The sequence below is a fragment of the Pedobacter sp. AC212 genome (genome assembly GCF_979258625.1).
In genome coordinates, this window is the sequence record NZ_OZ409870.1 from 4156468 (window position 1) to 4182692 (window position 26225).

The 26225-nt window shown below is 38.7% G+C and carries 30 protein-coding genes, 1 tRNA gene and 1 pseudogene; 13 read left to right on the top strand and 19 right to left on the bottom strand.

All coding sequences use genetic code 11. The features are described from left to right. Positions 1-2: 2 nt before the first annotated feature. The 5 genes from ACZZZC_RS17640 to ACZZZC_RS17660 form a co-directional block, all read right to left on the bottom strand. On the bottom strand, positions 3-710 hold the full coding sequence (locus ACZZZC_RS17640) for an HAD hydrolase-like protein (RefSeq protein ID WP_463487787.1): 708 nt from the start codon (positions 708-710) through the stop codon (positions 3-5). Positions 711-828: 118 nt separating this feature from the next. After that, positions 829-1410 carry a helix-turn-helix domain-containing protein gene (locus ACZZZC_RS17645; protein ID WP_463483356.1) on the bottom strand — a complete coding sequence of 194 codons (582 nt, stop codon included), beginning with the start codon at positions 1408-1410 and terminating at the stop codon, positions 829-831. Positions 1411-1673: 263 nt separating this feature from the next. After that, the gene (locus tag ACZZZC_RS17650) at positions 1674-2255 is read right to left on the bottom strand and encodes a peroxiredoxin-like family protein (RefSeq protein WP_463483357.1); all 582 of its coding nucleotides are present in this window, start codon (positions 2253-2255) and stop codon (positions 1674-1676) included. Positions 2256-2306: 51 nt separating this feature from the next. Next, on the bottom strand, positions 2307-2540 hold the full coding sequence (locus ACZZZC_RS17655; RefSeq protein WP_463483358.1) for a hypothetical protein: 234 nt from the start codon (positions 2538-2540) through the stop codon (positions 2307-2309). 327 nt (positions 2541-2867) lie between these two features. Next, positions 2868-3461: a sigma-70 family RNA polymerase sigma factor gene (locus tag ACZZZC_RS17660; RefSeq protein ID WP_463483359.1), complete on the bottom strand. Its 594-nt coding sequence runs from the start codon at positions 3459-3461 to the stop codon at positions 2868-2870. 127 nt (positions 3462-3588) lie between these two features. Here ACZZZC_RS17660 and ACZZZC_RS17665 point away from each other — a divergent pair, with 127 nt between their 5' ends. From ACZZZC_RS17665 to ACZZZC_RS17675, 3 genes are read left to right on the top strand one after another with little or no spacing between them, the layout of a single operon-like run. Further along, entirely contained in the window at positions 3589-4341 is a 753-nt protein-coding gene (locus ACZZZC_RS17665; RefSeq protein WP_463483360.1) for a DUF1223 domain-containing protein, read from the top strand. 43 nt (positions 4342-4384) lie between these two features. Beyond that, a complete protein-coding gene (locus ACZZZC_RS17670) occupies positions 4385-5086 on the top strand; it encodes a cytochrome b/b6 domain-containing protein (RefSeq protein WP_463487788.1) in 702 nt (233 codons plus the stop codon). After that, on the top strand, positions 5070-5861 hold the full coding sequence (locus ACZZZC_RS17675) for a molybdopterin-dependent oxidoreductase (protein ID WP_463483362.1): 792 nt from the start codon (positions 5070-5072) through the stop codon (positions 5859-5861). Before ACZZZC_RS17670 ends, ACZZZC_RS17675 begins: the two co-directional genes overlap by 17 nt. Before the next feature lie 31 nt (positions 5862-5892). On the opposite strand, the gene msrA is transcribed toward ACZZZC_RS17675, so the two are convergent. From msrA to ACZZZC_RS17705, 6 genes and pseudogenes are all read right to left on the bottom strand, one after another. Continuing rightward, positions 5893-6558 carry a peptide-methionine (S)-S-oxide reductase MsrA gene (msrA, locus tag ACZZZC_RS17680; protein WP_463483363.1) on the bottom strand — a complete coding sequence of 222 codons (666 nt, stop codon included), beginning with the start codon at positions 6556-6558 and terminating at the stop codon, positions 5893-5895. Between the two features lie 7 nt (positions 6559-6565). Further along, positions 6566-7066: pseudogene (gene msrB, locus ACZZZC_RS17685) on the bottom strand (peptide-methionine (R)-S-oxide reductase MsrB). Positions 7067-7612: 546 nt separating this feature from the next. Then, positions 7613-7810, bottom strand: a complete 198-nt coding sequence (locus ACZZZC_RS17690) for a hypothetical protein (RefSeq protein ID WP_463483364.1) — start codon at positions 7808-7810, stop codon at positions 7613-7615. 342 nt (positions 7811-8152) lie between these two features. Next, positions 8153-8746 carry an RNA polymerase sigma factor gene (locus ACZZZC_RS17695; RefSeq protein ID WP_463483365.1) on the bottom strand — a complete coding sequence of 198 codons (594 nt, stop codon included), beginning with the start codon at positions 8744-8746 and terminating at the stop codon, positions 8153-8155. A 139-nt stretch (positions 8747-8885) separates the two neighbouring features. Continuing rightward, positions 8886-9470 carry a fasciclin domain-containing protein gene (locus tag ACZZZC_RS17700; RefSeq protein ID WP_463483366.1) on the bottom strand — a complete coding sequence of 195 codons (585 nt, stop codon included), beginning with the start codon at positions 9468-9470 and terminating at the stop codon, positions 8886-8888. 128 nt (positions 9471-9598) lie between these two features. Beyond that, complete coding sequence (locus tag ACZZZC_RS17705) at positions 9599-10141, bottom strand: DoxX family membrane protein (protein WP_463483367.1); 543 nt, start codon at positions 10139-10141, stop codon at positions 9599-9601. A 425-nt stretch (positions 10142-10566) separates the two neighbouring features. Between ACZZZC_RS17705 and ACZZZC_RS17710 the strand changes: the two genes are divergently transcribed. The 6 genes from ACZZZC_RS17710 (at position 10567) to ACZZZC_RS17735 (ending at position 14693) form a co-directional block, all read left to right on the top strand. Further along, complete coding sequence (locus ACZZZC_RS17710) at positions 10567-10968, top strand: hypothetical protein (protein WP_463483368.1); 402 nt, start codon at positions 10567-10569, stop codon at positions 10966-10968. Between the two features lie 456 nt (positions 10969-11424). Then, on the top strand, positions 11425-11811 hold the full coding sequence (locus ACZZZC_RS17715) for a LytR/AlgR family response regulator transcription factor (protein ID WP_463483369.1): 387 nt from the start codon (positions 11425-11427) through the stop codon (positions 11809-11811). Positions 11812-11939: 128 nt separating this feature from the next. Further along, on the top strand, positions 11940-12512 hold the full coding sequence (locus tag ACZZZC_RS17720; RefSeq protein WP_463483370.1) for a hypothetical protein: 573 nt from the start codon (positions 11940-11942) through the stop codon (positions 12510-12512). A 74-nt stretch (positions 12513-12586) separates the two neighbouring features. Beyond that, positions 12587-12778 carry a hypothetical protein gene (locus ACZZZC_RS17725; protein ID WP_463483371.1) on the top strand — a complete coding sequence of 64 codons (192 nt, stop codon included), beginning with the start codon at positions 12587-12589 and terminating at the stop codon, positions 12776-12778. Further along, positions 12775-13404 (top strand): mechanosensitive ion channel family protein, encoded by a 630-nt coding sequence (locus tag ACZZZC_RS17730; RefSeq protein ID WP_463483372.1) that lies wholly within the window; start codon positions 12775-12777, stop codon positions 13402-13404. Before ACZZZC_RS17725 ends, ACZZZC_RS17730 begins: the two co-directional genes overlap by 4 nt. 59 nt (positions 13405-13463) lie before the next feature. Beyond that, positions 13464-14693 (top strand): cation:proton antiporter, encoded by a 1230-nt coding sequence (locus ACZZZC_RS17735; protein WP_463483373.1) that lies wholly within the window; start codon positions 13464-13466, stop codon positions 14691-14693. 185 nt (positions 14694-14878) lie between these two features. Here ACZZZC_RS17735 and ACZZZC_RS17740 read toward each other — a convergent pair whose 3' ends face one another. Next, entirely contained in the window at positions 14879-15112 is a 234-nt protein-coding gene (locus ACZZZC_RS17740) for a hypothetical protein (protein ID WP_463483374.1), read from the bottom strand. A gap of 130 nt (positions 15113-15242) precedes the next feature. Between ACZZZC_RS17740 and ACZZZC_RS17745 the strand changes: the two genes are divergently transcribed. Continuing rightward, the gene (locus ACZZZC_RS17745) at positions 15243-16361 is read left to right on the top strand and encodes a cation:proton antiporter (RefSeq protein WP_463483375.1); all 1119 of its coding nucleotides are present in this window, start codon (positions 15243-15245) and stop codon (positions 16359-16361) included. A 372-nt stretch (positions 16362-16733) separates the two neighbouring features. Here ACZZZC_RS17745 and ACZZZC_RS17750 read toward each other — a convergent pair whose 3' ends face one another. From ACZZZC_RS17750 to ACZZZC_RS17765, 4 genes are all read right to left on the bottom strand, one after another. Further along, positions 16734-17144 carry a TolC family protein gene (locus tag ACZZZC_RS17750; RefSeq protein ID WP_463486280.1) on the bottom strand — a complete coding sequence of 137 codons (411 nt, stop codon included), beginning with the start codon at positions 17142-17144 and terminating at the stop codon, positions 16734-16736. A gap of 280 nt (positions 17145-17424) precedes the next feature. After that, on the bottom strand, positions 17425-18798 hold the full coding sequence (locus tag ACZZZC_RS17755) for a PAS domain-containing protein (RefSeq protein ID WP_463483376.1): 1374 nt from the start codon (positions 18796-18798) through the stop codon (positions 17425-17427). Between the two features lie 414 nt (positions 18799-19212). Continuing rightward, positions 19213-19292 (bottom strand) — tRNA-Leu (locus ACZZZC_RS17760). 80 nt (positions 19293-19372) lie between these two features. After that, a complete protein-coding gene (locus tag ACZZZC_RS17765; protein WP_463483377.1) occupies positions 19373-19678 on the bottom strand; it encodes a DUF3817 domain-containing protein in 306 nt (101 codons plus the stop codon). A gap of 221 nt (positions 19679-19899) precedes the next feature. On the opposite strand from ACZZZC_RS17765, the gene ACZZZC_RS17770 reads away from it, so the two are divergent. Both ACZZZC_RS17770 and ACZZZC_RS17775 read left to right on the top strand, forming a co-directional pair. After that, entirely contained in the window at positions 19900-21057 is a 1158-nt protein-coding gene (locus ACZZZC_RS17770) for a pepsin/retropepsin-like aspartic protease family protein (RefSeq protein ID WP_463483378.1), read from the top strand. 512 nt (positions 21058-21569) lie between these two features. Beyond that, on the top strand, positions 21570-22181 hold the full coding sequence (locus ACZZZC_RS17775; protein ID WP_463483379.1) for a GIN domain-containing protein: 612 nt from the start codon (positions 21570-21572) through the stop codon (positions 22179-22181). 137 nt (positions 22182-22318) lie between these two features. On the opposite strand, the gene ACZZZC_RS17780 is transcribed toward ACZZZC_RS17775, so the two are convergent. After that, positions 22319-22588 carry a DUF3072 domain-containing protein gene (locus ACZZZC_RS17780; protein ID WP_463483380.1) on the bottom strand — a complete coding sequence of 90 codons (270 nt, stop codon included), beginning with the start codon at positions 22586-22588 and terminating at the stop codon, positions 22319-22321. Positions 22589-23002: 414 nt separating this feature from the next. Between ACZZZC_RS17780 and ACZZZC_RS17785 the strand changes: the two genes are divergently transcribed. Then, positions 23003-24160 (top strand): alpha/beta hydrolase-fold protein, encoded by a 1158-nt coding sequence (locus ACZZZC_RS17785; RefSeq protein WP_463483381.1) that lies wholly within the window; start codon positions 23003-23005, stop codon positions 24158-24160. 39 nt (positions 24161-24199) lie between these two features. Here the strand turns inward: ACZZZC_RS17785 and hscB are convergent, their stop codons facing one another. Further along, entirely contained in the window at positions 24200-24739 is a 540-nt protein-coding gene (gene hscB / locus ACZZZC_RS17790; protein WP_463483382.1) for a Fe-S protein assembly co-chaperone HscB, read from the bottom strand. Between the two features lie 75 nt (positions 24740-24814). After that, a complete protein-coding gene (gene rseP, locus ACZZZC_RS17795; protein ID WP_463483383.1) occupies positions 24815-26203 on the bottom strand; it encodes an RIP metalloprotease RseP in 1389 nt (462 codons plus the stop codon). Positions 26204-26225: the final 22 nt, after the last annotated feature.

Sequence of the window (26225 nt, forward strand, 5' to 3'; positions counted from 1 at the left end):
ATTCAATGAAAGTGAAGACCTGAATAGGAATCTATAACAGGCAAAAGATCAATCAAATTATTTATTACAGCGTGTGGATTTGCAGTTTTAAGCTGCGAGGCAGTATGGGCACCGGTGGTTATTCCGATACTCAGACCACACCCAGCATTCTGCCCCTCATTAATATCCACAATCGAATCGCCTACTTTGGCAACCTCTCCGCTATCTTTCACATTAAATGCTTGCATGGCAAACTTGATCATATCTGGATCAGGGCGGTTTCTACTTACATCCGAGGCTGTTACGAGTGCGTCAAATTCAATTCCAATCTTCCAGTTTAGTTTCTCCAAGATCGAGCATGCCGTTTTCCGATCGTAGCCTGTGTTTAGTACGGTAATAATTTTTCTTTCCTTAAGTGCTAAGAAGATATGCGTTGCATTAGGTTGGGGCAAAATGTCTGCTGTGTCATACGCCTTAGTTAAAGCAATAATGAAATGATCATAAATTTGAGTGACAAGCCCTTCGTCATGCGTGTTTGAAAAGTGAGAAAGAATGGAGCGGATAGCTTCCTTTTTTTCTTTTCCAGCACCTTGTTCCAACACCTGGTTTAAAGAGAATTCGAAACCTGTGGCATTGATAGATGTTTGTAGAGTTTTGTAAACGAGGTTATCTTCGTTTACTGTGGTGCCTGCCATATCGAAGACTACCATTCTTATTTTTTGCTCTGACATATTCAATAATTAAACTGAATGAATACACTTAAACTTTGAATAAGCATAAACATTGTTTAGCAAAACTAAACAATGTTTATAATCAATAAAACTTCTCTACATTAAGTTTTTGTTAAGTTTAAGAATTCTCTGTCTCAAAAAAATAAATTACAAGCATTATAGCAGTTTTTTTTCCTGTATTGGTCGGGGTATGAGAAATCCGACCATCAAATAAGAGAGAATCTCCTGCGGACAGTTGATAAAAATTGTTGCCTATATTATAGGATACATCACCACTGATGACATATTTATATTCGAAAGCTTGAGTTTCTACCATCGGCCTGCTTGCATTTGGTTCAAGCTCTAACAGTACAATATCTACAGTACCATTTTTAACGGATTGTGTAAAGATGCGCTGATAGGAAAAACCTAGTGCATCCTCTTTTTCAAATCTTTCGTATTCCGCAGATTTTTTAACGATGACAACGGTTGAATCATCAGTGTTCTTGAAGTCCTTGAAAAACACATTAAGGTCAATGTTTAGCGCTTTGATAATGTCGATAAGGACAATTAAAGATGGGATTGTTCTTGAATTTTCAATCTGAGATATAAGTCCTTTGCTTACATTAGCCTTATCAGCCAGCTCTTGCACTGTGATGTTTTGCTCACGTCTTTTCTCTTTAATCCTGTTGCTTATTTTTACTAAAGTATCTTGCTTCATATTTAGTTCACCTCAAATTGATTTTGTAACGTTCATCACAAACAAAGGTAAGTATACAAAGTTAAGTAATTATAAACACGAAAATATATGTGGTATTTTAAGAATCTTGAAACATTGAGTTAATATTAAATAATTGATAATGAGTTATCAAAGAAGTGATTATTTTGATTGATCTGAAAAAAGCTTAATGTAATTCTACGATAAAAAAAGACTTATTCGTTTTTCGCCTAACCTCGACCGGTTATTGCTCAAAACACACCAACTTAAAGCTCTTTCGTCAAAGTATTTACGGAAGCTCTTTTCTGATAATTTGGATCGAAATGCACAAACTTTATCCTTCCTGAACGATTAATGATGTAAGTTGCTGGTACTGGAAGCGTATGGCGTGTATTGCCATTATTGACTTCCAAATCAATCCCATAACCTTTATATTTTGAAAAAGTCGCATCATCCATCATGAAATTTACACCGTAAGCTTTCATAATATCATCATCCTTATCCTGTATAATGGAGAAACCTGCACTGGTTTTTTTTATTGTTTTTGAAATGTTTTCATTGGTTTCTGGGGTTACGCCAATCACATAAGCATCTTTGCTTGTAAGTAGCTGCAGGGAATCCTGAAGTTCTTTAATATGCTTGTTACAATACGGGCACCATTGGCCGCGGTAGAAAAAAAGCACTACAGATTTATGTTGTTTTAACAACGCTTGTAAACTGATCTTTTTTCCATTTTGGTCCGTCCCACTAAAAGCCGGGGCATTCGCTCCCACAACTAACCCCTTTTGAGCGTTTGCATTTAAAATTACTGCAACAAACAAGGCAATAAATAATATAATTCTTTTCATAATATTACAAATTTTGGCAGGAGAATTTAGAAAATTCCCCTGCCTGTTTTTTTACATTTTACTTTTCGACATTTTGTCTTTTGCTATTTTAGATTTCTCCATCTTGGCTTTTTTGGTCGAATCTGCCTTCATCTTCGACATTTTGCTTTTTTCCATCTTATCCATTTTCTTCTTGCCCATTTTATCCTGTTGAGGACTGTTTGCAAAGCTCGATGCAGAAAGACTTAGAGTTACCAACGCAGCAAGAACAATTTTAGCTGCAGATTTTAAGAATTGATTTTTCATGTTTTTGTGTTTTTGTTTCCCTTTTTGTCGCAACCTATTTGAAAACCTTACAATCAAAATCAATTTTTATTCATTTCTTTTTCGATTCTTTGTTTTAAGCTCCATTTGAAATCTTCGTCAAGCTTTAACTCTTCATTTTTGAAACCAACAAATAAGCGATTAATAAGTATGCTTTGTTGCTGAAAGGTCCTGCAAACGGAACAACCTGCAAGGTGTATTTTTAGTTGCAAGACCTCAGAGGCAGTAATCTTCGCTAATGTTTTTTTCTCTATCAGGAAAGTTGCCTGCCTGCAATTGTATATTATCTTCTTTAAAGCTCCGGTCATATCAATTCCAATTTTTTTGAAGGCAAGCCCTCAGGTTTAGTTTTGTGCGATGCATGATAACCCAAAAATTAGCATCGGTAAGTTTTAACTCAAGGCAAATTTTTTCAGAGGTACAATCATCCATGTGTTTCATCGAAAATACAGAAAACCATAACAGCGGCAGTTTTTTTAAGCAGCCTGTTAAAATATTCCCCAGTTCTTTGGTAAGCAACGGATTATCTGGTTCTAAGCCAAATGCCTGGGGTGCATGTACAGCATTCCAATGCCCGTTTGTTGCATTAAAAAAATCTATCTGTTCAGATTCTGACTGCCTAACTTCCTTCAACCCTTTTGATGCTTGTTTCCTGTAAAAATCAGCTATCTTATTTTTAAGGATTGCCGAAAGCCAGGTTTTTTCACTGCTGTTTCCTTTAAAACGATCCAATTGTTGTAGTGCAGCTAAAAAAGTATCCTGCACTAAATCTCTTGCTACTTCTTCATCTCTTAATCTCGACATGCCAAAGCGATAAAGGTAGTCAGCATATTTTTCAACCCAGGTTACCGGGTCGGGATGAAGTTGATTGGTTGCCATTAAACCTTGCTTTTCTTCATTCATCTTTTTACGTACATTGTATAAATATAGTGCTAACCGTTTAGTCGGCAGCAAATTAAATTCCTTACAAATTATTTTATTTTTTGTAAGGAATAATTTAAACCAACGACTAAGCCTTTAAATGATTGCCATGGTTAGAAAGATAGTATTTGTGTTGTTCGCATTATCTGCGATAAGCTTAGCTTTCACTTTAAAACGAAAGAAACCTGCAGCGCCAGGTTTTGCAGTGATCGAACTATTTACTTCAGAAGGCTGCTCAAGTTGTCCACCTGCTGATGCGCTAATAGCGAGAATAGAAAAAGAAAATAAGGATAAACCTGTTTACATTCTTGCTTACCATGTAGATTATTGGGATAGATTAGGCTGGAAAGATAGCTTTAGCAGTGCCAGAAACTCGAAAAGGCAGCATGAGTATGCCAACTGGCTGCGTCTTAATAATGTTTATACACCTCAAATCGTTGTAAACGGAAGCGAGGAATTTATTGGCTCTGAGGAAAAAAGCCTTCGAAATGCGATTCAGAATGCTTTATCACAAACAAGCCAGAATCATTTGGAAGTTACCATTGAAAAACAGAGTCACACGGATATTTCTTTGAGTTATCAAACCGGCAACCAGATACAGAACAATAACCTGATTATAGCAATGGTAAGTCCAAACGCAACAAACAAAATCGAACGTGGGGAAAACAAAGGCAAAACACTTCACCATGTACAAATTGTAAAAGACTTTAAAACCGTTAACCTTAATGGTAAAGAGAATGGGTTGATCAATTTGATTTTAGGAAGTACAAAAAACGAATTGGAGATAATTGCCTTACTGCAAAATAGTAGAAGCGGACAAATAACTGCAGTTACAAAACTGCTCATCAAACCGCACAGCTAGTGGGTTTCAGACAAATGATTGCATTAATGTTATATAAAGTCTAATGAAAGAAATAAAAGAAAAACACGCCTTTTTGATGCGATGGACACACTGGGTAAATTTCCCTGTACTTGCAATTATGATTTGGAGTGGAATGTTTATTTATTGGGCAAATGATGCTTACGGAATCTCCATTTTTGGCATTACATACATTAAATTTTTTCCGGAGTGGTTTTATAATTACTTCCATATACCACAACGTCTTGCCGAAGGAATGGCTTACCATTTCTTATTTATGTGGTTCTTTTTTATAAATGGATTGCTTTACATCGTCTACACTATTGTTTCTGGTGCCTGGCGGGAACTTATCCCTCAAAAAAACACATTTAAGGAAGCGTGGTTGGTTTTACTTCACGATTTACATATCAAAAAAACCATTCCTCCACAGAAAAAATATAATGCTGCTCAACGAATTGCCTACACAGCGATTATATTAATGGGTTTTGGGTCTATCGTCACCGGACTTGCCATTTACAAACCAGTCCAATTTTATTGGCTTTGCTGGCTTTGTGGCGGTTATCATTTTGCCCGGATCATTCATTTTGCACTCACTATTGGGTACGTACTTTTCTTTGTGATACATATTGTCCAGGTTGCACTTGCGGGGTGGAATAATTTTAGGTCGGTTGTATCAGGCTTCGAGGTCATAGAAAATAAAGAGAAAGTTAAAGAAGAAAAATTATCAGAACATGGAACAGCCGACTAAAAAGAAAGTAAAAGCACCGCTCAGTATCGAACAGAAAATAAAACGCCGCAATCTTATCTCTTTCGGTGTATTTTTCACCTTGGGTGGTGGTGCGGTTGCAGGTTGGAGGTGGTTGCTCCATTCACCTGAAGAGACGGCTGGAATTACCGGCGGCGCAAAACAACCTTTAAGAAGGGCATTAAATAAAACGGAACTATTTTTTCGAAACTTCTTTAGCAACAACCACCTGGTTAAAACCTACGACAAAGAACGTGCAGCAAAAACCGTTCGCGTAAATAGCTTGATTGGTATTGAAGATGATGAGGATTTTGATGAGAAAAACTGGAAACTTAAAGTCAGAACCGGGGCAACCGACTTGTTACACATCGGCATTGAAGAGATAAAAGCTCTACCAAAAACGGAAATAGTTTTCGATTTTAAATGCGTAGAAGGCTGGGACCAAATTCAACATTGGGGCGGTGTTAAACTCAGTGATTTCTTGTCGCATTTTAAACTTGATAAGTTATCAGAAAAAAATTATATGGGGCTTGAAACCCCAAATGGCGAATACTATGTTGGTCTGGAAAGAGACAGTGTTTTGCATCCGCAAACCATTTTGGCCTACGAAATGAACGGTGAGCCAATTACAAACCAGCACGGAGCACCGCTTAGGCTCATTATTCCTGTTAAATATGGCATTAAAAACCTAAAACGGATTGGGCTGATGTCTTTCAGCGACCAGCGCCCAAAAGACTACTGGGCAGAACAAGGCTATGACTATTATTCTGGCCTGTAAAAAAGGCGAATAAAAAAATCCCGATTTCTCGTCAGCTTTGGTCCTTGAACTCCGGTTTAATCAGTGCATTCATGCTTTTCCTGAGCTTTAGTACCTTGGGTCTGGAAACACTTTGAATATAACCACTATTAGGATTTAGCTTGTAATAGTTCTGATGGTAGTTTTCTGCCGGATAGAATACTTTGAAAGGTACCACCTGGGTAACGATTTTATCGCTATAATGATGAGCAGAATTTATCCTTGTCATTACCTGTTCCAATGTTTTTCTTTCTTCAGAATTTCTGTAGAATGCAACCGAACGGTAATCCGCTCCTTCATCGGGACCCTGACGATTTAGCGTGGTTGGATCATGAGCATAAAAAAATGCCTCTGAAAGCTGGGCATAGCTGATTACCGTAGGATCATAATAAACCTCAACAGATTCCGCATGCCCTGTATTATCCGAACATACCTCTTCGTAGGTAGGGTTTTTTACCGTCCCCCCAGAATATCCCGAAACAACCCTATCCACTCCTTTCAGTTCGCTCATACCCTCGGCCAATGCCCAGAAACATCCACCGGCGAAAGTTGCCACCTTCTGATTTGGCTTTGGGCTGGGTAAGTCCGCAAAGCGCTGCTGATTCTTTTCTGTCGTTACATCCATGCATGACGAAAGGAAAACCAGTCCAACCAGCCATATTTTAAATATTTTCATCATTATCAATTTATTTAGATGGAATGAACTTTAGCGCATAAGAATTCATACAATACCGCTGACCTGTCGGTTCGGGTCCGTCATCAAATACATGTCCCAGATGCAGCCCTGTGCTTGCCTCGACAACTTCATCTCTTAGCATTCCATCTTAGGTATCACGGACAATTTTAATAGCAGTGGGATCAATTGGCTTAAAAAAACTAGGCCAGCCCGTGCCTGATTCAAACTTAGTATCAGAGCTGAAGAGTGGTTTTCCCGTAGCGGCACTTACATAAATCCCTTTTTTGTGGTTGTTCCAAAACGGGTTTTTGTATGGCGTTTCGGTTGCACTGTTAACCATAATATCATAAGCCCGTGCAGAGAGTACCTGCTTCCAATAAGCTGCTGTTTTTGCCTGTGGATATTTTTTGATATCTCTTGAGGTTGTATGGTTATCTGATGGGTTGTTCTGCCCACAGGCATTTAATGCCAGTCCTAGAAACAGTATGCTTAATAATTTTAAATTTCTCATATCTCGATTAGTCGTTAAAAAACTTAAATCCTTACAAAAGCCCAGGAGATATTTTTATCTAAAAGGCTGATATAATTTAATTTACGAATAAAGCACCATGCTGGTTCTTCATAGGATTGTAAGTATAAACCCTACTCAAGCCCCCCAGCCGGCAGAAAATAGAATACTGGGTAAAAGAGACTAAACAGGCTTTTACAATAAAGGCTGAGCTGGCTTAACTCTTATGTGAAATAAAGCATTAGATTTCCGAAAATTCTGAAAAGCCATGAGGTTTCGCTCCGAAAAAAGTGGCAATAGAGTAAGACCAGTGTCGACCACAGGGGTGTACTACATAAGAGAATTAATAAAAAGGCCATTTGAAACAAAATTTAATCTGTAATTGAATAAACCTATTTCCAAAGAGATTGTAATCCCTAAGATAAATAACGTTTTGAATGTTTCATTACTAATCGACCGCCTGAGAAACAGTTTTGTTCCGAAAATATGGCCTAAAAAAAGGGCTTCGGATAAAACCGCAAGCCCTCTTAAACATAAATTGATTTAAGACTACATTTTACTCATCGTATCTTTCATCATGGTGTCTGTCATCATGGTATCCTTCATCATCGTATCGGTCATCATCTTGTCGGTTGAAGCATCAACCATGGTAGTGTCGGTACCCGCATCAGCTTTTTTTTCTGAACAGGCGGCAAATGTCAAAGATAGTGTCAGGGCTAAAAAGCCTAATTTGAATGCATTTTTCATTTTGTTTTGTTTTGAAGTTTTACACTGATTAATTATGGGTTAATACGGCGTATAATTAAAAGGTAACCTATTTACAACCAGTAGGTTTACTAATACTCTCTAGTGATGTTTGATTCTAGATTTAACTAGCAGTATCCTATCGTCTCGAAATTTAGAAGCAATTTTTTTCTTAGAATTGACCAGCTTATGCTTTTCAAGAAAGGCTACGCAAAGATATTCTGGTTTCTATTGAGCGGTTAATTCCTACCAAATGATTTGGTCAATCTTCGCGAAGCTTACGGTCTACTCATACAAATCCGGGAAGAACAGAGAAAGCATTTAAGAATAACTTATTCTTGTCAACTAACTAGCCAATGAAAAGAAGCCCCTTAGAATCAATATGGCCTGTCTGATAGATGTTTTGACACTGCCAAGGGGCATATTTAGTTCTTCAGCAATCTCCAGGTGGGTATAGCCCCGATAGTAGCAGAGTTCGAGTATCGTTCGATGCTTCTCATTAAGTCCAAGCACCAGTTTTTTTAGCCCGATGGTATCCGTATTTACACTATGGCTAAAACTTTCCAGTTCATAATGATGGCCATCAATTTCGACGGTAGACTTGCTCTGCTTGCTTGATTTCAATCTAAGATAATCAAAGGCGGTGTTTCTGGTAATATTGAGCATCCAGGTGAATAACCGAGCTTTTCTTTCATCGTATAAAGGTAAATATCTTTTGATCTTTAAAAAAACTTCCTGTAATAAATCCTCTGCGGTTTCCTGTTGATTTAGAATTTTCATCAATACACCCATGAGGTTCGGCGCATACATTTCATAAAGTTGACTGAACGATCCTTCCCTGTTATCGAGTATGTTGCCCACTAATAGTTGCTCAGGTGTTTTGCATTTTAATTGTAAACGTTTGGCATTCGAAGATTGAGTAAGTATAAATGCATGCATAGGCTTGTTTTGATTTGGTAACACTGTCCCTGTCTCTTTGTTTTAGTTATTCCTCGGAGCTATGAATCATTTGTTCGGAAGCAAAATAGAAAAGCCGCTTCAGCTATGGAGCGGCTTTTACCAAATCCTATTTATAACCTTATTTTGGCATTAATACAGTATCGATTACATGTATTACTCCATTTTTCTGATTTACATCAGCAATGGTCACTGTGCTCATTCCACCTTTTTCATCTTTCAGAACCAGTTTTTTGCCTTCCATCCATGCCCAAAGCTTTCCACCTTGAACAGTTACCAGTTCCGCTTTTCCATTCCCTTTTTTAATCGCGGCTGCAATTGCTTTGCTGTCCATTTTACCGGAAACAACATGGTAAGTTAAAATTTTGGTTAAAGTAGCTTTGTTAGCCGGTTTAACTAAATTCTCTACGGTACCTTTTGGTAATTTACTGAAAGCTGCATTGGTTGGTGCAAACACTGTAAAAGGCCCTTTACCCTTTAAGGTTTCTACAAGACCTGCAGCCTTTACAGCTGCTACCAGTGTAGTGTGGTCTTTTGAGTTTACAGCATTATCGATAATATCTTTTGTTGGATACATTTTAGCACCACCAACCATTTTGGTGCCATCCATTTTAGAACCAGACATTTTATCTTGGGCCTGTACTGTTGTATTTACTGATAATGCGATAGCTACTAAGGCAAAAGCAGTTAAAAAAGTTTTTTTCATGGTATTTATTTTCGTTGTACAGTCATGTACGTAAATAAAGCGACCAGTGGTTTTTCTTTACGCAATAACTTTTTGTTAAGGAATACTGCTTCGTATATTTAACTGTAATCAGACAGGTTGGAGTCTTATTAAATATGTTCCAATCTCAGGATACGTCTGATCCTACCAAATCGTTTTTCTAATTTTGCCGATTTTTCTTCTGTTACAGGGCTGGTTATAATTTTACCACCCCTTAAAGTAGCACCAATTACAATGCCCGCCGATATAAGAACAAAGTTTTTTATAATATATTGACCCAACAGGGTAGGTACAAGCAGGGAATGATTAAAGGTTTCCTTGGGAAAGAATAAAAGGGGTAAGAAAGTACCCGCCATCTGTAGATAAAGTAAAATGAGGGTCAGCCTGAGCCAGGCTTTAGATATCAGCCCTAATCCAATGATACATTCCCATATCGCTAAAACCGGCATCGATATTTCGGGATTAACTGATCCAAAGGTTAATTTTAATATGGTACGACCGGCAATCTCTTCTGCAGAACTCACGCCTGGAAAGAACTTAAGTATTCCAAACCATATAAATATAATACCCAGACAAACCCGAAGAATATTCATGCCATTTCTTGCTTTCCAAGCTACAATTCTATTTTCTGTTAATGACTTGAATCCAAACATATCTATCTATTTATTCAAAATTTACATACGTGTATTACATACCGATAGTTTAGTCCCATAAGTTGTTTTATTTTTGAATAGTCCAGATTGTAAGAGTAAATCTTGAATTTTGCACAAACTAACAGGTCATAATCAATTGCAGATGAAAACCCCATAAAACTGAAAATGGATCTGAGTGGTCTGTGGCTAGCATATACTCCAAGAAGTTGCTGAACTCTGAATAAACGGTAATATCCACTCAAGTAAAGATATGGTTTGGTAAAACTTTTCTCTTACCGAGGCAACAATCTCCAGAAATACCAAAAGAATGCTTAGCAGGGATCAACCCCAACAGCAAGACAGCAAAGAGTTTTGAAGCTATTGGTTGGTAGGGTTTGGATTTCCCTATTTTATTTTTTGTATCTTGTCACTTACCGGTAACAGGAATGAGAAAAAAGACAAAAGAAAGATTTTTGAGAAGTTGTTTGCTGATTCTTATGCAAGCAGTATTTACCTGTGTCATTATTTTATCTTCCTCTGCTTTTAAACTTGTAATTCCATCATCCTCCATCTCGTGGGAAAAATCCAGATCTGAAACAGCCCATCATCTGGTTAAGCACTTAACTGCGAATGAAAAGATAGACTTCGCTCTTTCTAATGCGGAGCCGAGGCAAAAAAAGTACCGGAAAAAATTTCAGATGGGAGGAGATTCTTATATTGATTTCATAGCACAGGAAACATTTATCTTCAAGCTGGCAACCCAGTTTGCAGAACTTGCAATTACCTACCACACGCCAGATGTAACAAGCGCTTTGGCGTTATTCATTTACCGATTGGCTACCTTTTGATTTTTATAAACTAAGCACTTACTGTGTGCAGTCTTTAGTGATCATCGCTGAGGTTAAATTAGCTGTCGGGATTTGTCTACAGATAGATCAACAGCCTTTCCTCTGAATTTTCTTAACCCAGGAAAAGCCGAAACCTATAGCTTTCATTTTTGCCAGAATTTTGGTTTGATCATAGATTAAGACCTTAAATCCATTCTGCTATTTTACAAAAAGCGTAGATAAGATGTATTTACAATCCAAAAAAAGCTAGCTGATCAATTTAATTAATAGAAGGATCCACAATGGAATTAGCCTCCTATCAAAACATTGTTGTCTGGAATTGGGCCGGAGCATATTTCTGGCCCTTTTTCTTTTTGATTTGAATAATCGATTACAATCATATTAACCAGCAGAAAGCCAAATCACTTAGATCAAAAAAATATTAAACAAAATAAAAATAAATATACTTACCTCAAAATGAAATCAGCATCCCAATATAAATGTGTAATCATTGATGATGATGACAATGGCACCGAGCTCTTAAAAGAATATCTTCAGGCAGTACCCAAACTATCCCTTCTTGAAAGCTTTTTAGATCCGACAGCGGCTGTTCGAGCAATTAAAAATAATCAAGGGGTAGACTTTTTATTTCTCGATATTAACATGGAAATTTCCGGGCTTGATATCGCCAGAATTCTGAGGGATGATGTCCGCTTTATTGTATTTGTGACTGGGCATCCCGAACATGCACTCGATGCTTTCTCGGTAAACGCTGACCGATATCTGGTCAAACCAGTCAGCTTTCAAAAATTCGTAAAAACAGTTAATGAATTAGAATCTAAAATGACCAGAACAAACTGCTAACTTGTTTGTCTTCATACAACCTTAGGCTTAAAAAGAGACCGATTATTTTCTGGTATTCCCCTCTGCTATAAATTGGATTCAAATAATCCGGAAACGTCTTGGCCTTATACACATACAAACATCAAACGATGCGTAACACTAAACCAATAGATAGTCAGCAATCAACCCAATTGGGTACGCCGGTGGTTTACCGAAAGACCTTTCTTATTACGATCCTGATTTTCCTTGCCCTTATTTCCGGTCTTTGGATATGGAAAGCCGTAGAAAACAGGAGTATGCAATCTGAAAATGATAGGACCAATAGGCTTTTGAGAAGAAAAGTTTCGGTGCAAATGGATGCGAATTTAAAAGCACAACTTATATTGTTAGCTAAACCACTCGCCTGGGCCATTCGGGATAAAATGATCTCAGGGAACCGGCAGGCCATCAGTGTTTATATGAATCAGATGGTGAGAGAAAAAAACTTTGAGGAAATCTCTATTGTCGATCAACGCAACATGATTTTCCTCTCTACTGATAAAAAGGAAGAAGGAAAACCTTATTCAATTTTTTACAACAGCACTTTCTTACGAAGTGACAGTACCAGGATTTATTCACAGCGAGGCAGGTCGCTGGTGCTTACAACGCCTATATTAGGCCTGAATAAACGCCTTGGGACATTGTCAATCAGCTATCACATGCCAGCCTACACTGTCGATTAATTCATTGATCATGTACATTTCAAGGCTAATAAGTAATAAGGCAATTTCTATCAAAAATCCCCAACCCGAAACAAATGGATAAATCACTACACAAACCATCATTTAAATTAAATGAGCTACAGGCAACAGCAATATGCGGCAACGACATCAGCTCTTCCTGTCTGTATGTTGCAGCACTGACCATTTCCTACGCTGGTCAATATGCCTGGATTTCGCTGATCGTTGTGGGCCTTGTGCTCTATCTTTTTCGAAAGATAAAGCAGTGACCTCTATTCTTGCCGGAGCGGGAATCATTGGTCTGGCACTGGCGTTTGCCTTTCAGGATATTGCCTCTAACTTTATTTCCGGCATATTTCTTTCGGTGAGGAAACCCTTGTATGTTGGAGATATTGTCAAAATAAAGGATTACATGGGGAAAGTGGAAGAAATTAACCTTCGTGATACCGTCATCAAGACCTATCAGGGACAAATGGTCATCATCCCCAACAAAGATGTTTTTCAAAACCCTATCGAAAACTATACGTTATTGGGTAAAAGGCGCTTAGATCTGAATGTTGGAATCTCTTATGGTGAAGACCTGGAAAGCGTTAAATCACTAACCATCCAGGCAGTAAAAGATATAGAAGGACTGGTTGAAGAAGAGGAAGTGATCATGTTTTATACCGGTTTTGGTGACAGTTCGATTAACTATGTGATCCGGCTTTGGATAAATGTGCATGATAATGTTAATATTCTTGAAGTGCAAAGTCAATGTATCCTCAGAATCAAAAAGGTATATGATGAACATAATATTATGATTCCATTCCCTAGCCGAACACTTGACTTCGGAATCAAGGGAGGTATGTCATTAAGCGAGATGCAAGAAAAACATAGAAATGAATCGAAGTCATGATCTTGATTCGACGGGTGTCTTCAGTCGCCATTTTTTATCTATCAGTTAATTAAACGAAAATGAGCCAATATCTTTTACTGATGCTGATTGCCGGACTTGCAAGCATAGGTATGGCGTTTATCCCCAGCCTTGCCCGCAAAGTGAGGATGTCCTACTCTATCGTTTATGTTGCAATAGGAGCACTGTTATACCTGATATGGCCGAAAATCCTCCCCTCGCCCTTGCCGCAAAAAGACAATGCGCTGGTGGTTCACCTCACCGAGCTTATTGTCATCATTTCGCTGATGGGTACTGGAATTAAGATCGATCGAAGTTTTTCTTTCAGGAAATGGTCCACTCCACTCCGGCTGATCTTAATTGCTATGGTCTTATCGATCGTGATATCGGCATTGCTTGGCATTTTTGTTTTAGGGATGAGTGTTGCAGCTGCATTGCTACTAGCTGCAGTATTGGCGCCAACAGATCCGGTTCTAGCCGCTGATGTACAGGTTGGACCGCCAAACGAGCGTGGAAAGTCCGAACCCCGGTTTGCACTCACTTCAGAAGCGGGACTCAACGACGGACTGGCATTCCCATTTACCTGGCTAGCGATTGTTGTTGCATCTGAAGGCATCACTACGTCTTCAATATGGCACTGGGGCTGGTTTTACCTTGTTTACAAGATTGCCGCAGGACTGATTGTTGGCTGGCTTTGTGGCAAACTGGTGGGCTACCTGGTTTTCTCCATATCTGAAAAATACCGCTTATTAAAACCTTCTGATGGGTTTTTGGCCATTTCGCTTACGCTTGTTACCTACGCAACGGCTGAATCACTTCATGCGTATGGCTTCATTGCGGTCTTTATCGCCGGGTTAACTTTGCGGCATTATGAAAAAACTCATGATTATCATCGGCAGCTTCACTCTTTTACCGATCAGATGGAAAGGATGTTACTTGCTGTGCTCCTGATTTTTTTTGGAGGGGCACTGGTAGGTGGTATACTGGCTCCATTGACCTTTAAAATGGCGATGGTCTCGCTTGCATTTGTGATGCTGGTACGCCCTGTCACCGCCTATTTGTCCCTGTTAGGAAATCCAACCCCCTTAAAAGAAAAGCTCGCCATTAGTTTTTTCGGCATCAGAGGAATGGGATCTATATATTATCTGGCGTTTGCATTTGGTGAAGTCAAATTCGACCAACAGGAAGAGCTCTGGGCAATCGCAGCCTTCACCATTCTGATTTCTATTGTGCTCCATGGCATGAGTGCAACCCCTGTAATGGGAAAACTCAGCAGTAACCGGGATAAATAGAATCATTTCCGATTTAAATACCATTTCATATGCTCTTTTTTCTTAAAATAAAAATGAATAATGGTAATACAGCGGCTAAAAAATGTTTTAAGTGCTCATTAACGTGCAAGATTATTTTTTCTCTTAGGTTCAGCTTTTACGCAGCTAGACACCTTGGTGAGCGATTTACGGCATCAAGCATCTTTTCAAAAGCGGGTATTCGTTTGCGCACAAAGCTGTAGCATGATATGGTTAAATTCCATGTTGACCAATCGGTCCTGCTTACCATAATCGCAGATGGGATAAGCGCATTCAGTGAAGATTTCCTCAACACTTTTTACCCTCATAATAATCCTCAAGCGTTTCTCATCATCATAAATTTCTCCTTCGGGATGATTTTCGCTCCTGGTACGGGAAATAAAGTAAGTCTGAATTAACATCACAATTCAAATTCAAATTAGCAAAAGGCTTTAATTGACTATATTCGGGCTATTCAATCATCACGTTCTCGAAAAAGACCATTTAAGCAGAAGTGGTATGGAATTAAGAAAATCAAATTACTAATCTAGAATGAATACCCAGGAGATCATAGCCATCACGATTGTACTAGCCGCCATATTTGCATATATTAACCATCGCTTTATTAAATGGCCACCCACCATTGGCATCATGGCACTCTCACTCATCTCCTCAATTTTATTGGTGACGATTGGAAATTCAAAATCATTGCTATCAGAAAAAGCAATCTCATTAGCAACATCCCTGGATTTTCAGGATGTACTGATGAATTTTATGCTAAGCTTTCTACTCTTTGCCGGGGCGATCCATATTGATGCAAGCAAATTGAGAGCCGAACGCTTGCCGGTACTGGTATTAGCTACTGTGGGAATACTGATATCAACTTTTGTAGTTGGGGTTTTGGTTTGGCTGTTGTTTGGCTGGTTTAACATGCCAATCCCGCTGATTCATTGCCTGCTTTTCGGAGCGCTTATTTCCCCTACCGATCCGATCGCGGTGCTTGGCATCCTTAAAAAAGCAAATATTCCGCCAAGCCTGGAGCTTAAAATTTCCGGAGAATCATTATTCAATGACGGGGTTGCGGTAGTGGTGTTTGTAAGCTTGGCTGAAATTGCCCGCTCAACCAGTGGCGACTTTTCAATTATATCCATCGGTAAATTGTTCCTGGTCGAAGCGCTGGGCGGCATTTTTTTCGGTCTCCTGCTGGGTTATATCGGATACTGGGCCTTAAGAAGTATTGATGACTACAAGGTGGAAGTATTAATAACACTTGCTATTGTTTCCGGCGGATACTTTTTAGCGGGCAGACTTCATGTATCAGGTCCACTGGCTATGGTTATTGCGGGAATTTTTACAGGAAATAAATCCAGAAGAGAGGGCATGTCCGACCTGACCAGAGACTATCTGGGCAAATTCTGGGAGATGGTTGATGAAATCCTCAACGCTGTACTGTTTTTATTTATTGGTGTAGAAATGCTCATCATCAAGATCGATCCGACAGTATTCTACATCGGAATAATCAGTATAGCGATCGTACTATTCGCCAGATGGGTCTCGGTTTACCTACCGGTTTCACTAATGCGTTTTAAAGTCAGGTTTGAAAAACATGCAGTGAAGATCATGACCTGGGGAAAAGAAGTAATTCTAATTGATGATCACGATCTGTCGTAAGCCATGGTTTAATATTAAAGTCCTAATGATATTACTGATGATTAGATTATAAGATCAGTTATATAATATCTAATTTAAATTTTACCGTTTATTATTGAATTTAAGACTGCAGTTTCCGTACATCGACGAAACTGATGAAAAGTTTGATTGCTCGTCTGAATAACAACATCATCTGACTAGTTCAGATACTCTGCTATAAAACCTCAACCAAAAGATTTGCGAGGGTATTTTAACAACCATCTCCATACAGGAGCAAGCCGCGGTTTGCTTTTGAAATCATTCAGGCATATGATCAAAAAAGAGCGACCAGCTTCTTTAAGTAATCATTTGATGAAAAGGCAAAAACCCGCGACTTGCTTTTTTTAGCCACCCTTATCCACCCAATGACCGGTATAAGCCGATCAAGGCAGCATAAGAAGCCTGTTTAAGGTCTACCTGCTCCATTTCAGCATTTAACACACTGCCTTGCGCAACAATAACTTCTAGAAAACTGGCATAACCTGCCAGGTATAGATCATTTGCCGTGGAAACCGCATTCTTTAATTCTGCGACTTCCGTCGTTTTATAATCATATGCCTGTTTATAATTCTCCAGTGCAGAAAGCTGCATGGTTACTTCCTGGTATCCATTAATTAAGCTTTGCTGATACTGGTAAAATGCCGTTAGCTGAGTAGCATTAGCAACCAGATTGGCATTTTTCAAACTTGCCCGATTTAAAATCGGAGCCGTTAAGCCGCCTAAAAAACCTGCAGCCAGTGAGTAACAGAATTGAAACTTAAGGATTGTTTATTGGTGAGAAGGGATCTACGAAGGATGCCTGTGATCAATAACGCAAGTTGTTGAATCATTCTAATTACTTGCCTATGATGCCGAGAGTATTATTCATTATTACCGTACCCAATATCTGATGTTAGTTTCGATATTCCGTCTCGTACTGGTAAGATCTTCATTTTTAAGAATAGCAGCAAATCCTGAGGCGATGAATTAATGATAGGAAATAGTAGGGCGCATAGGCATGAACTGTCATACCTTCCTTAACTGCGGTCACGAAAGCATTTCCATATTATTGATCTAATTTATCACCTGCGATTATTTTATTAAACCCGATGATATGAGAAGCCAGACCATTTGCATCATACATCGGTTTCCCATACGCCTTTAACCAATGGATGGAACCATCTCGCCATCTAACCTGATATTGGGCCTGATAAATTCCATGTAGGGAAACAGCTTCGTCAACAGCACGCTTGATCTTTTCCCGGAATTCGGGCAATATTGCTTCAAAAAGATCCTTATAGCTGAACGGCTCAAATTCGCCGTAACCATAGTTTTTTTTCATCTGCACATTGGCCTCCATCTGCCCAGAGGCAAATTCAACAATTGTATATCCCAGGCCAGTATCTTCAATAGCATTGAGCAGCACTTCGTTGGCCTGTTCGCTTATTTTTTTTGAGAAAATCTGGCTAGTGACATCATCGAGAAGAAAAATAATGTTATCAGGCTCATCACCCATCCTGCCAACAGGCTGCAGGGAGAGGTTTGCATAGATATACTTTGGCCCATCCTGAAAGTTTATCAGCACACTTGCTTCCTCAACATGATAAGATTCGCGTGATAAATAAACTCTTTTTAGCAAAGTCCCGAAATCTTCATTATTTACGCTCGTGATGAGTTCATCAAGATATTTTCCCGATAGGTTTACTTTCCCGAAGTAATCCTTAATCCTATGGTTTGACTGCCAGATCCTTTTTTCTGCCCCTGAACAGATGCCCATAGCTACAGGTGCTTGCTGAAAGATCATCTCAAAACTATCCAGTACGTTTTCCAGTACACTATTTGCATTGGTCACTGCCTCCTGATAATCCATCAGATTGGACATTTTTTCAATTACTTTTTCATTTTCTGATATCAGCTTGACATTTTGCAAACGTGTCTGTGCATCTTCGGATACAGCAATCCATAGGTTCATGCGATCGGTCAAATCTTTTACAAATTTGACCAACAGCGACTCCCGTTTCAAATATGAACCAGATGATTGGTTACTCATCAACCACAGCGAGCCGATATTGTAGCCATCTTCTGTAACAATGGGTAGGCCAGCACAGTAATCTATGCTTTCCCCGAAGATTGCTGAAAACGCTGCAGTATGTTGATCATCCTCAATAATAGTTACTTCATCAGGCTTCAATAGTTCGCCAAGCAAACCCTTGGTTCTAGGCACTAATCTTTTACAAACCGTACCGAATGTGGCTTTAATATATATCTTTTCATGATCTATTAAAGTAATTGCGCAAACTGGCATTTCAAATGTTTCACAAGCGAGTTCTGCAAAATATTCAAGGTTATGTTCAGAAGGGCTGCAGGTGATTCTATATCGGTTTAACGTGGCTAATCTTGCGGCCTCATCATAACCCAGCCTTTGTTCATGTATTTTCATTCAATTATCGGATCACTAAACGAATATTATTTAATTTCAATCGGAGAGTGCGAAATTTATTCATTACTGAAAATAAATCTAGTGTATTTTTCCATGAATATGATTGCTTTTAAAAAACTTTTATTTACACTTTTATTCCATTGGATCATTAACGAACTATAAATAAAATCCCAAACAAAGATGAACCTATTGACCGAAGTCTACCAAACCTCAATAAAATTTATCATAAAGGTAATATCACACAGAAGCATATTCTAATGCGGGGGGGGGCAAAGATAACCTGTTCTGGGGTGACGATATGTTTAGAACCGCTTTTATCGACCCAACATTCAATGATAACATCTTGAAAGTCAAGCAAAAAGGGTTGCTTGTTAATGAGCAACCCTTTAAGGTTTTGGGCTTGAGCCCGGTTAGTACCCAGCGCCGGAGTCGAACCGGCACGGTTTCCCACAGGTGTTTGAGACCAGCGCGTCTACCAATTCCGCCAGCTGGGCATGTGTTGGACGGGGTTGCAAATGTAGAGAACGAAAGTTAAAATGCAAAAAATAATTTAAAATAATTTGTAATGCATTTATTATCGGGCACTTGCATTCTCCGGCCTTTCATCTTTTAGCTTCCTATCTACAATAAACGGTGCAAAAGGCAACAATGAAGCTACAAAAATAAGTAGCGCTTTACCAAATTTCCATTTTTGTTCCTGCCAGGCAAGAACCAATGTAGCAGCATACAGTACAAACAACAAACCATGAGCCCAGCCCGTATATTTAACATATAGTGGCAAATCGGCAAAATACTTTAGTGGCATCGCAACGAAAAGCAAAAGCAAATAGGAAATTCCCTCTGCTACTGCCACCTTTCGGAAAATGGATAGTGAACTCATAAAATCTGATTTTGAGTCGAAAGTAACCCAAAGGAATGCACAAACAAAAAGTAAAAAATGATTTTACACTTTGATGTTGCAATAGAACACTATCCCCTCACCTCTGCCAAATAGATGGAAATCAATTTTTACTTTCAGCCCAATGTATTATTGGTGAAATCAATCAACATAAAGAAAACATTTCAATAATTATTTTCATCTTTAGGGCTGAACTATTTTAAATGAAAGCGCTCATCACTATACTATTATGTGCTTTGTCTTTGTATGTACAAGCGCAAACTAAAATTCCGGTAATTAAAGCTGGAAGCAAGTCTGCCAAAATTTATGAAGAGGGTAATTCAGTTTCATCATGGGGAATAGATCCTAAAACCTCTCCCGATATTTATACCACTAATAAGATTACCAAACGAAAGAAAGTTACTTTCAAAACCGATATAGATTCCGTTACCTTGTGGGTTAAGCCTGGCGAGCAAATAGATTTCATCGTATTGCTGAACGGTAAAGACTCTTGCTTAACAAGGATTAAATCTCCTGCAATCAAAAATTTTAGCAATCTGAAGCCAGAATTGCATGACTCCATTCCTTTCCGCCTTAATCAATACAATACCAATCTGATTGCTGTTTTCTTCAACCACCAGGATTCGCTTCAAATGAATTTCGATACTGGAGCAACGGAGATGTCATTAACTACCGATGCACTTACAAAAAAAGCAAAGTCCAATCCTGAATTATATTCTCGCCTATTGGACATAAAACTGGGAAACCGAACTTATCAAAGCAAAGTTTATGATACGCAGGTTGTGGGTCATGAGGCTGATGGCTTATTGGGCTGGGACATTTTCGACGGAATGGTGGTGGAACTCAATTATGATAAAAAGCTGATGGTTATTCATTCTAAAATGCCGAATAACATCATCAATAATCCCAAAACCTCCAGATTTAAGATCAAATACATCAACAACAAACCTTTTATCGAAGGATTCATCTTTCACGATAAGCAAGCTTATAAAAACTGGTTTCTCTTTGATACGGGTTATCAGCGAACAGCCATGTTGGATAACAACTTGCTCAAAACAGATAAATTTCCAACGGAAAAGATGGAAGTAATTAAAAAGGTAATGATGCGTGGAACCCAAAACAATGAAATTCCTGTGATTACGGCGAAACTTCAAAAGCTTAAACTTGGAAAATCTGTTCTTGAAAACATACCTGCGCAACTTTTAGGATCAGCTAAACCCATGCCTGGGATAAATATTCACATCCTGGGTTCTGATATCTTGAAACGTTTCAATACTTATATTGATTTGCAAAAGGATCTAATTTACTTAATGCCTAATCAATTGTACGGCATGAACTATGCTGATCAGAACAAAAGCTAGTTCTTCTAACCTAGCCCCCACAAATCATCTCGTTCTTCCTTCCGGTTCTTGTTTTTAAAAGACGTATCGCTGCCGAACGGCAACCCGCTGACCACGTTTTCCCTACCTGCTTGCCGCTTTTTTCACAAGCTTCCTTACCAGCTAAGATTACCTACAACCATAGCATCCCTATTGCATCCCTAAGGCAGGATGAAGGCATGACAAAGGCAGGATAAAGGCATTTTAAGGCATAGATAAAAATGTTAAACTGAAAACTGAAAACTCATAAGCCAGAAGAACCCGCTCGAAAATCTCTTTTTAACAAACAATTATATCTATTAAAGGAGAAAGCCTCATTACGCCGATCATATTCTAAAACTAAAGGCCCATACCAACACTTTTTCGTCGACAAATTACAGGCGTTGGTCTGATGCTTTCTTTGGCTGGTATAAAAGCCCATTTTCAACTGAAACGTTTCCTGGGTGACCACGTCTTATTATCAGAAAACATTAAGAAACTTAAAATATAAAGTCATGAAAAATTTAACAAAAGCATTATTCGCAGTAGCATTAACAGCAGTAGTATTTACCTCTTCAGCAATGAGCAGCGCTGCTTCAGAACCAGTAATTAAAGAAACTACAGCTACCGTAACTCCAGGCTTTAACAGAATTTGGGTTAGCGGCAACGTTAAACTGGTTTTAACAAAAGGAAAAACTCAGCACATTTCAGGTGCCGAAAATTTCGACGCCAGCAAAACTTCAGTGAACAGTGATGGAAAAACCTTATTTATCAATTCGATGGAGCATAACCTCGTAACCATCAATATCACCATGCAGGATTTGGAAAGAATTGAAGCTTACGGACAATCTATCGTGGTAACCAGCAACAATTTCGATGTTAAAAACCTACAGTTATTTTTGCACCAAAGTGCAACAGCAAAAATTAAAACTACCGCAGCCAGCTTGTACACCGTAGTGAATGAAGATGCGGTATTAAAACTAAACGGAAAAGCAGAGGAAAGCACCTTAATTGCAAGCAACATGAAAAATGTAAGCACTAAAGATTTTGCTACTCTAAAATCAGCTACCTACCATTCAAAAGCAATGATGGAAGCAGAACAAAATGCACTTGCATTAGCCAAGTAATCAAAGAATCCTAATAACACCTAAAAAAATGCCCCATGAAGTAAATACTTCATGGGGCATTTCTTTTAAAATATAACTTAGGTAAACTAGTTGAAAATCGGATGTAACCGCATCATGATCATGACAACAATCGGATCCTATTGATTAGATTCCAATCCTCTACCTGTTTTGTGTTGCAGTTCATCGATCCTTTTTGATGCTTCTGACTTAGACAAAGTTTCATCAAAAGATTCACCAGCTTCATCAGACAGGGTTTTTAGATACGACTGCTGTGCACCAGTCATCGGCTCATCTCCTGTTGTCCAGTCATCAGGATTTTTCACTGTATTGGAGCCTGTTAAACCATTGTGTTGATCATTGGCAGAATTTTCATTCTGAGGAGTTTGTTTTTCTTCGTTAGTATTCATGACATGATTGTTTTAATGTTCAATTTCAACACTAAAACAAGAGGCAATGTTTTGTTTATTCCGATAACGAATCGGAATACTGATATACAACTAACAAATAAAATCAGGCGCCTGAAGTATCCGCTTAGTATCCGGTTCCCCGGCCGCCCCTTGGACTAAATTTGCTTTGAAATGCCGGACATGTTCTTTGCGAACAAGCTGAGAATAAAGTTAAAAGTATTAAGACAGTGAAAATGTAAGCGAGCTTCATGGGATCTTTTTCTTACAAATTTCAGCTTCTGCTTTCATTACTGAAATAGTCTTTTATGGCTACAGAAAAAAATCTTCTGTTAACAAAATCGGTAACATTCTCAATGCAATATTTTCTTATTTGAGCTTATAATATTACCTTGATGCTGCTATATAAATCTTCCAATGAAAAATTTCATCCTCGCCTTTTTACTCATCGCTTCTTTTAGATTATCTGCCCAGGAAAACTTAAATTTTGGCAAACAGAAGGAACTTGTCTCACCAGAAATTCATACTGATAAAAGTGTAACTTTCCGATTGTACGCACCACAGGCAAATAAAGTAGAACTGCAAGGCGATATGCTTAATCAAACTGGAAATGCACAAATGCAAAAACAAGGCGACGGCATCTGGACTTACACCACTGCTCCATTAAAATCGGAATTATATAGTTATTCATTCGTGTTAGATGGTGTAAAAACCAGAGATCCGAGCAATGTGTACCAGATCAGAGATGTAGCTTCGGTAGTAAATGTGTTTTTAGTGGGCAATGGAAAAGCAGATCATTATGCAGTGACTGATGTTCCCCACGGCACCCTGGCTAAACGATGGTATAACTCGCCAGGAAACAATATGAACAGAAGATTAACGGTTTACACTCCACCTGGCTACGAAAGTGGAAAACAAAAATACCCTGTTTTGTACTTGCTTCACGGCATGGGTGGCGATGAGGAGGCCTGGGCAGCACTCGGACGTACGGCTCAGATTTTGGATAACCTGATTGTCAAAGGAACCGCCAAACCAATGATTGTGGTAATGCCGAATGGCAATGTGGCACAACAGGCAGCGCCAGGTGAAGATGTAAAAGGACTTTATAAACCCACCATGCAACTTCCACATACGATGGATGGAAAAATGGAAGAAACCTTTGGCGATATCATTAAATTCATAGAAAGCAATTATCGGGTAAATGCCAATAAATCGCAAAGAGCCATTGCTGGTCTTTCTATGGGTGGCTTCCATTCCTTACATATCTCCAGGTTTTATCCCAAAACATTCGATTATGTCGGGCTATTCTCTCCCGCTATTATGCCCTTCGGAAAAACCAATTCTCCGGTATACGAAAATATAGATGCCACCTTAAAAAACCAGTTTAGCAATGGCTTAAAACTATATTGGATAGGGATTGGTAAAACAGATTTCCTTTACAAAACCGTTTCCGATTACCGCAATAAACTAGATAGTAATCAGATGAAATATACTTATGTCGAAAGTGAAGGTGGGCATACCTGGGCAAACTGGAGAGATTACCTCGTTCTTTTTGTACCGCAGCTGTTTAAATAACAAAAAACATCTCCAGGAACGGAACTAACAATCAAGCAATTAGTTTTTCGGTAAACGCTCCCTGATTCTGGATATATATTTCTGACGATAAAAGATGTCTTTGATAGCGGGTAGTAAACTTTCTGCATTAGCAGGACTTTCATCAAACTGTTTAACCAGTTTATCCAGCTCGTTTTCGAGCTGCTGCTCAATAACATCTACCTCGCCCCGCACCTGCGATAATTTGTCGGCATCAGGCTCAAATTCCAGATCCATCAGCGCTTCATTCACCTCCATCATTTCCATCAAAAAACTTTGAGGTAATTGATATCCTTCATCAGTTTCTACAATTCCTTTAAGTTCCAACACATATTTCAATCTTCTTTTAGCATTGCTCAAAGTTTGGTAAGCTTTATTGTTCAGAGTGGATAAAGTCAAAACCTCCTCTTGTTTTTCAGCGCTTTCATTCGCGTAAAAATCTGGATGGTATTGCTTGCTCAAAGCATAAAATTTAGCTTTTACCTGCTGCTGATCGGGATTGAACTGCACAGGCAATTCATAGAACTCGAAATAATTAGGCTGTTGCGTTTGCTCACTCATAATAGGATATAATTAAAAAGCCGCAGATGCAGCTCGAAATCAAACTGCATCTGCGGCAATATTATTAATTTGATTTTACTTCCCGAAAGATTTTAAAATATCATTACCAAAAGCAAACACCATTAAACAAATGAGGATTACAAAGCCTACAATCTGTGCTTTCTCCAAAACCTTTTCGCTTACTGGTTTGCGTTGTACCATTTCAATAAGTAAAAACACTACGTGGCCTCCATCTAAGCCTGGGATAGGTAATAAGTTCATAAAGGCCAGTGCCATGGAAATTAATCCGGTAAGCGTCCAGAATTTTACCCAATCGAAGGTTGAACCATAAACTTTGGCAATGCCAATCGGACTGCTGATGTTACGGGCGCTTAATTTGCCAGTGATCATCTTCCCAATGCCTTTCGCATTATCTAAAAAGGTACTGTAAGCCATTGTTGCACCAATAGGTAGCGATTCGGCAAAGCCAAAACTTACATGCGCAGTTTCTGGCATTTTAAATCTCGGCCCAATTCCAATTGTTCCGTCTTTACTAACATTCACATCGAAATTGATTTCCTTTCCGGCTCTAAGCGCAGCAATATTTATCGTTTTACCCTTGTTTGCAAAAACCTCATCTTTAAACTGATCAAAGAAGGTAACCGGTTTTCCGTTAACAGCTAAAATGCTATCTCCTTTTTTAATCCCAGCGGCATATGCCGGATAAACTGGTTTTGTATAGGGCCTTTTGAACAGTTTATCGAAAAACGATTGTTTGTCGGCTTTTTCATCTGGTTCCAAAACGGTTTCCACTCTTGCCATTCGGTAACGTGGGGCAATAAAGTTTTCTTTATCGTTTTTAGAAAGTTTGTTTAAAATAGTATCCGGAACAGAAATATAAAGCGTTTGATTGCCACGCAAAATGGTCAGCTGTGCTCCATCAAACAATACTTTACTAGAAATGGCGTCTTCAAATTTTATCAGCTTACTTCCATTGATGGCCAGAATTCTGTCTCCATTTTTAAGCCCGATTCCTTTTCCTATCGAACCTACAGAGATTCCATCTGTTAACTTTCCATTTACGGTATAGGTTTGTCCATATTTAAAGGTAAGCATCCAGAAAATAATTACACCTACAACTATATTGACAATAATACCGCCAAGCATCACAATTAAACGCTGCCAGGCTGGTTTCGAACGAAATTCCCAGGGTTGGGCAGGCTGAGCCATTTGCTCGGTGTCCATACTTTCGTCAATCATCCCCGCAATTTTCACGTAGCCACCTAATGGCAACCATCCCACACCATATTCAACATCTCCTTTTTTGAAGCTGAAAAGTTTAAAACCCCATGCATCAAAAAATAAATAAAACTTTTCTACTTTAATGCCAAATGCTCTTGCTGCAAGAAAATGCCCTAATTCGTGTAGTATTACCAATAAAGACAATCCGAGCAACAGCTGCCCCGCCATAATCAATCCATTCATATTTGCTTATAAAATTTTTATG

What these genes read in the sequence shown, in the direction of transcription:
- ACZZZC_RS17640 (WP_463487787.1), bottom strand. Translation starts at nt 710, where the DNA reads ATGTCAGAGCAAAAAATAAGAATGGTAGTCTTCGATATGGCAGGCACC.
- ACZZZC_RS17645 (WP_463483356.1), bottom strand. Translation starts at nt 1,410, where the DNA reads ATGAAGCAAGATACTTTAGTAAAAATAAGCAACAGGATTAAAGAGAAA.
- ACZZZC_RS17650 (WP_463483357.1), bottom strand. Translation starts at nt 2,255, where the DNA reads ATGAAAAGAATTATATTATTTATTGCCTTGTTTGTTGCAGTAATTTTA.
- ACZZZC_RS17655 (WP_463483358.1), bottom strand. Translation starts at nt 2,540, where the DNA reads ATGAAAAATCAATTCTTAAAATCTGCAGCTAAAATTGTTCTTGCTGCG.
- ACZZZC_RS17660 (WP_463483359.1), bottom strand. Translation starts at nt 3,461, where the DNA reads ATGAATGAAGAAAAGCAAGGTTTAATGGCAACCAATCAACTTCATCCC.
- ACZZZC_RS17665 (WP_463483360.1), top strand. Translation starts at nt 3,589, where the DNA reads ATGGTTAGAAAGATAGTATTTGTGTTGTTCGCATTATCTGCGATAAGC.
- ACZZZC_RS17670 (WP_463487788.1), top strand. Translation starts at nt 4,385, where the DNA reads ATGAAAGAAATAAAAGAAAAACACGCCTTTTTGATGCGATGGACACAC.
- ACZZZC_RS17675 (WP_463483362.1), top strand. Translation starts at nt 5,070, where the DNA reads ATGGAACAGCCGACTAAAAAGAAAGTAAAAGCACCGCTCAGTATCGAA.
- msrA (WP_463483363.1), bottom strand. Translation starts at nt 6,558, where the DNA reads ATGATGAAAATATTTAAAATATGGCTGGTTGGACTGGTTTTCCTTTCG.
- ACZZZC_RS17690 (WP_463483364.1), bottom strand. Translation starts at nt 7,810, where the DNA reads ATGAAAAATGCATTCAAATTAGGCTTTTTAGCCCTGACACTATCTTTG.
- ACZZZC_RS17695 (WP_463483365.1), bottom strand. Translation starts at nt 8,746, where the DNA reads ATGCATGCATTTATACTTACTCAATCTTCGAATGCCAAACGTTTACAA.
- ACZZZC_RS17700 (WP_463483366.1), bottom strand. Translation starts at nt 9,470, where the DNA reads ATGAAAAAAACTTTTTTAACTGCTTTTGCCTTAGTAGCTATCGCATTA.
- ACZZZC_RS17705 (WP_463483367.1), bottom strand. Translation starts at nt 10,141, where the DNA reads ATGTTTGGATTCAAGTCATTAACAGAAAATAGAATTGTAGCTTGGAAA.
- ACZZZC_RS17710 (WP_463483368.1), top strand. Translation starts at nt 10,567, where the DNA reads ATGAGAAAAAAGACAAAAGAAAGATTTTTGAGAAGTTGTTTGCTGATT.
- ACZZZC_RS17715 (WP_463483369.1), top strand. Translation starts at nt 11,425, where the DNA reads ATGAAATCAGCATCCCAATATAAATGTGTAATCATTGATGATGATGAC.
- ACZZZC_RS17720 (WP_463483370.1), top strand. Translation starts at nt 11,940, where the DNA reads ATGCGTAACACTAAACCAATAGATAGTCAGCAATCAACCCAATTGGGT.
- ACZZZC_RS17725 (WP_463483371.1), top strand. Translation starts at nt 12,587, where the DNA reads ATGGATAAATCACTACACAAACCATCATTTAAATTAAATGAGCTACAG.
- ACZZZC_RS17735 (WP_463483373.1), top strand. Translation starts at nt 13,464, where the DNA reads ATGAGCCAATATCTTTTACTGATGCTGATTGCCGGACTTGCAAGCATA.
- ACZZZC_RS17740 (WP_463483374.1), bottom strand. Translation starts at nt 15,112, where the DNA reads ATGTTAATTCAGACTTACTTTATTTCCCGTACCAGGAGCGAAAATCAT.
- ACZZZC_RS17745 (WP_463483375.1), top strand. Translation starts at nt 15,243, where the DNA reads ATGAATACCCAGGAGATCATAGCCATCACGATTGTACTAGCCGCCATA.
- ACZZZC_RS17755 (WP_463483376.1), bottom strand. Translation starts at nt 18,798, where the DNA reads ATGAAAATACATGAACAAAGGCTGGGTTATGATGAGGCCGCAAGATTA.
- ACZZZC_RS17765 (WP_463483377.1), bottom strand. Translation starts at nt 19,678, where the DNA reads ATGAGTTCACTATCCATTTTCCGAAAGGTGGCAGTAGCAGAGGGAATT.
- ACZZZC_RS17770 (WP_463483378.1), top strand. Translation starts at nt 19,900, where the DNA reads ATGAAAGCGCTCATCACTATACTATTATGTGCTTTGTCTTTGTATGTA.
- ACZZZC_RS17775 (WP_463483379.1), top strand. Translation starts at nt 21,570, where the DNA reads ATGAAAAATTTAACAAAAGCATTATTCGCAGTAGCATTAACAGCAGTA.
- ACZZZC_RS17780 (WP_463483380.1), bottom strand. Translation starts at nt 22,588, where the DNA reads ATGAATACTAACGAAGAAAAACAAACTCCTCAGAATGAAAATTCTGCC.
- ACZZZC_RS17785 (WP_463483381.1), top strand. Translation starts at nt 23,003, where the DNA reads ATGAAAAATTTCATCCTCGCCTTTTTACTCATCGCTTCTTTTAGATTA.
- hscB (WP_463483382.1), bottom strand. Translation starts at nt 24,739, where the DNA reads ATGAGTGAGCAAACGCAACAGCCTAATTATTTCGAGTTCTATGAATTG.
- rseP (WP_463483383.1), bottom strand. Translation starts at nt 26,203, where the DNA reads ATGAATGGATTGATTATGGCGGGGCAGCTGTTGCTCGGATTGTCTTTA.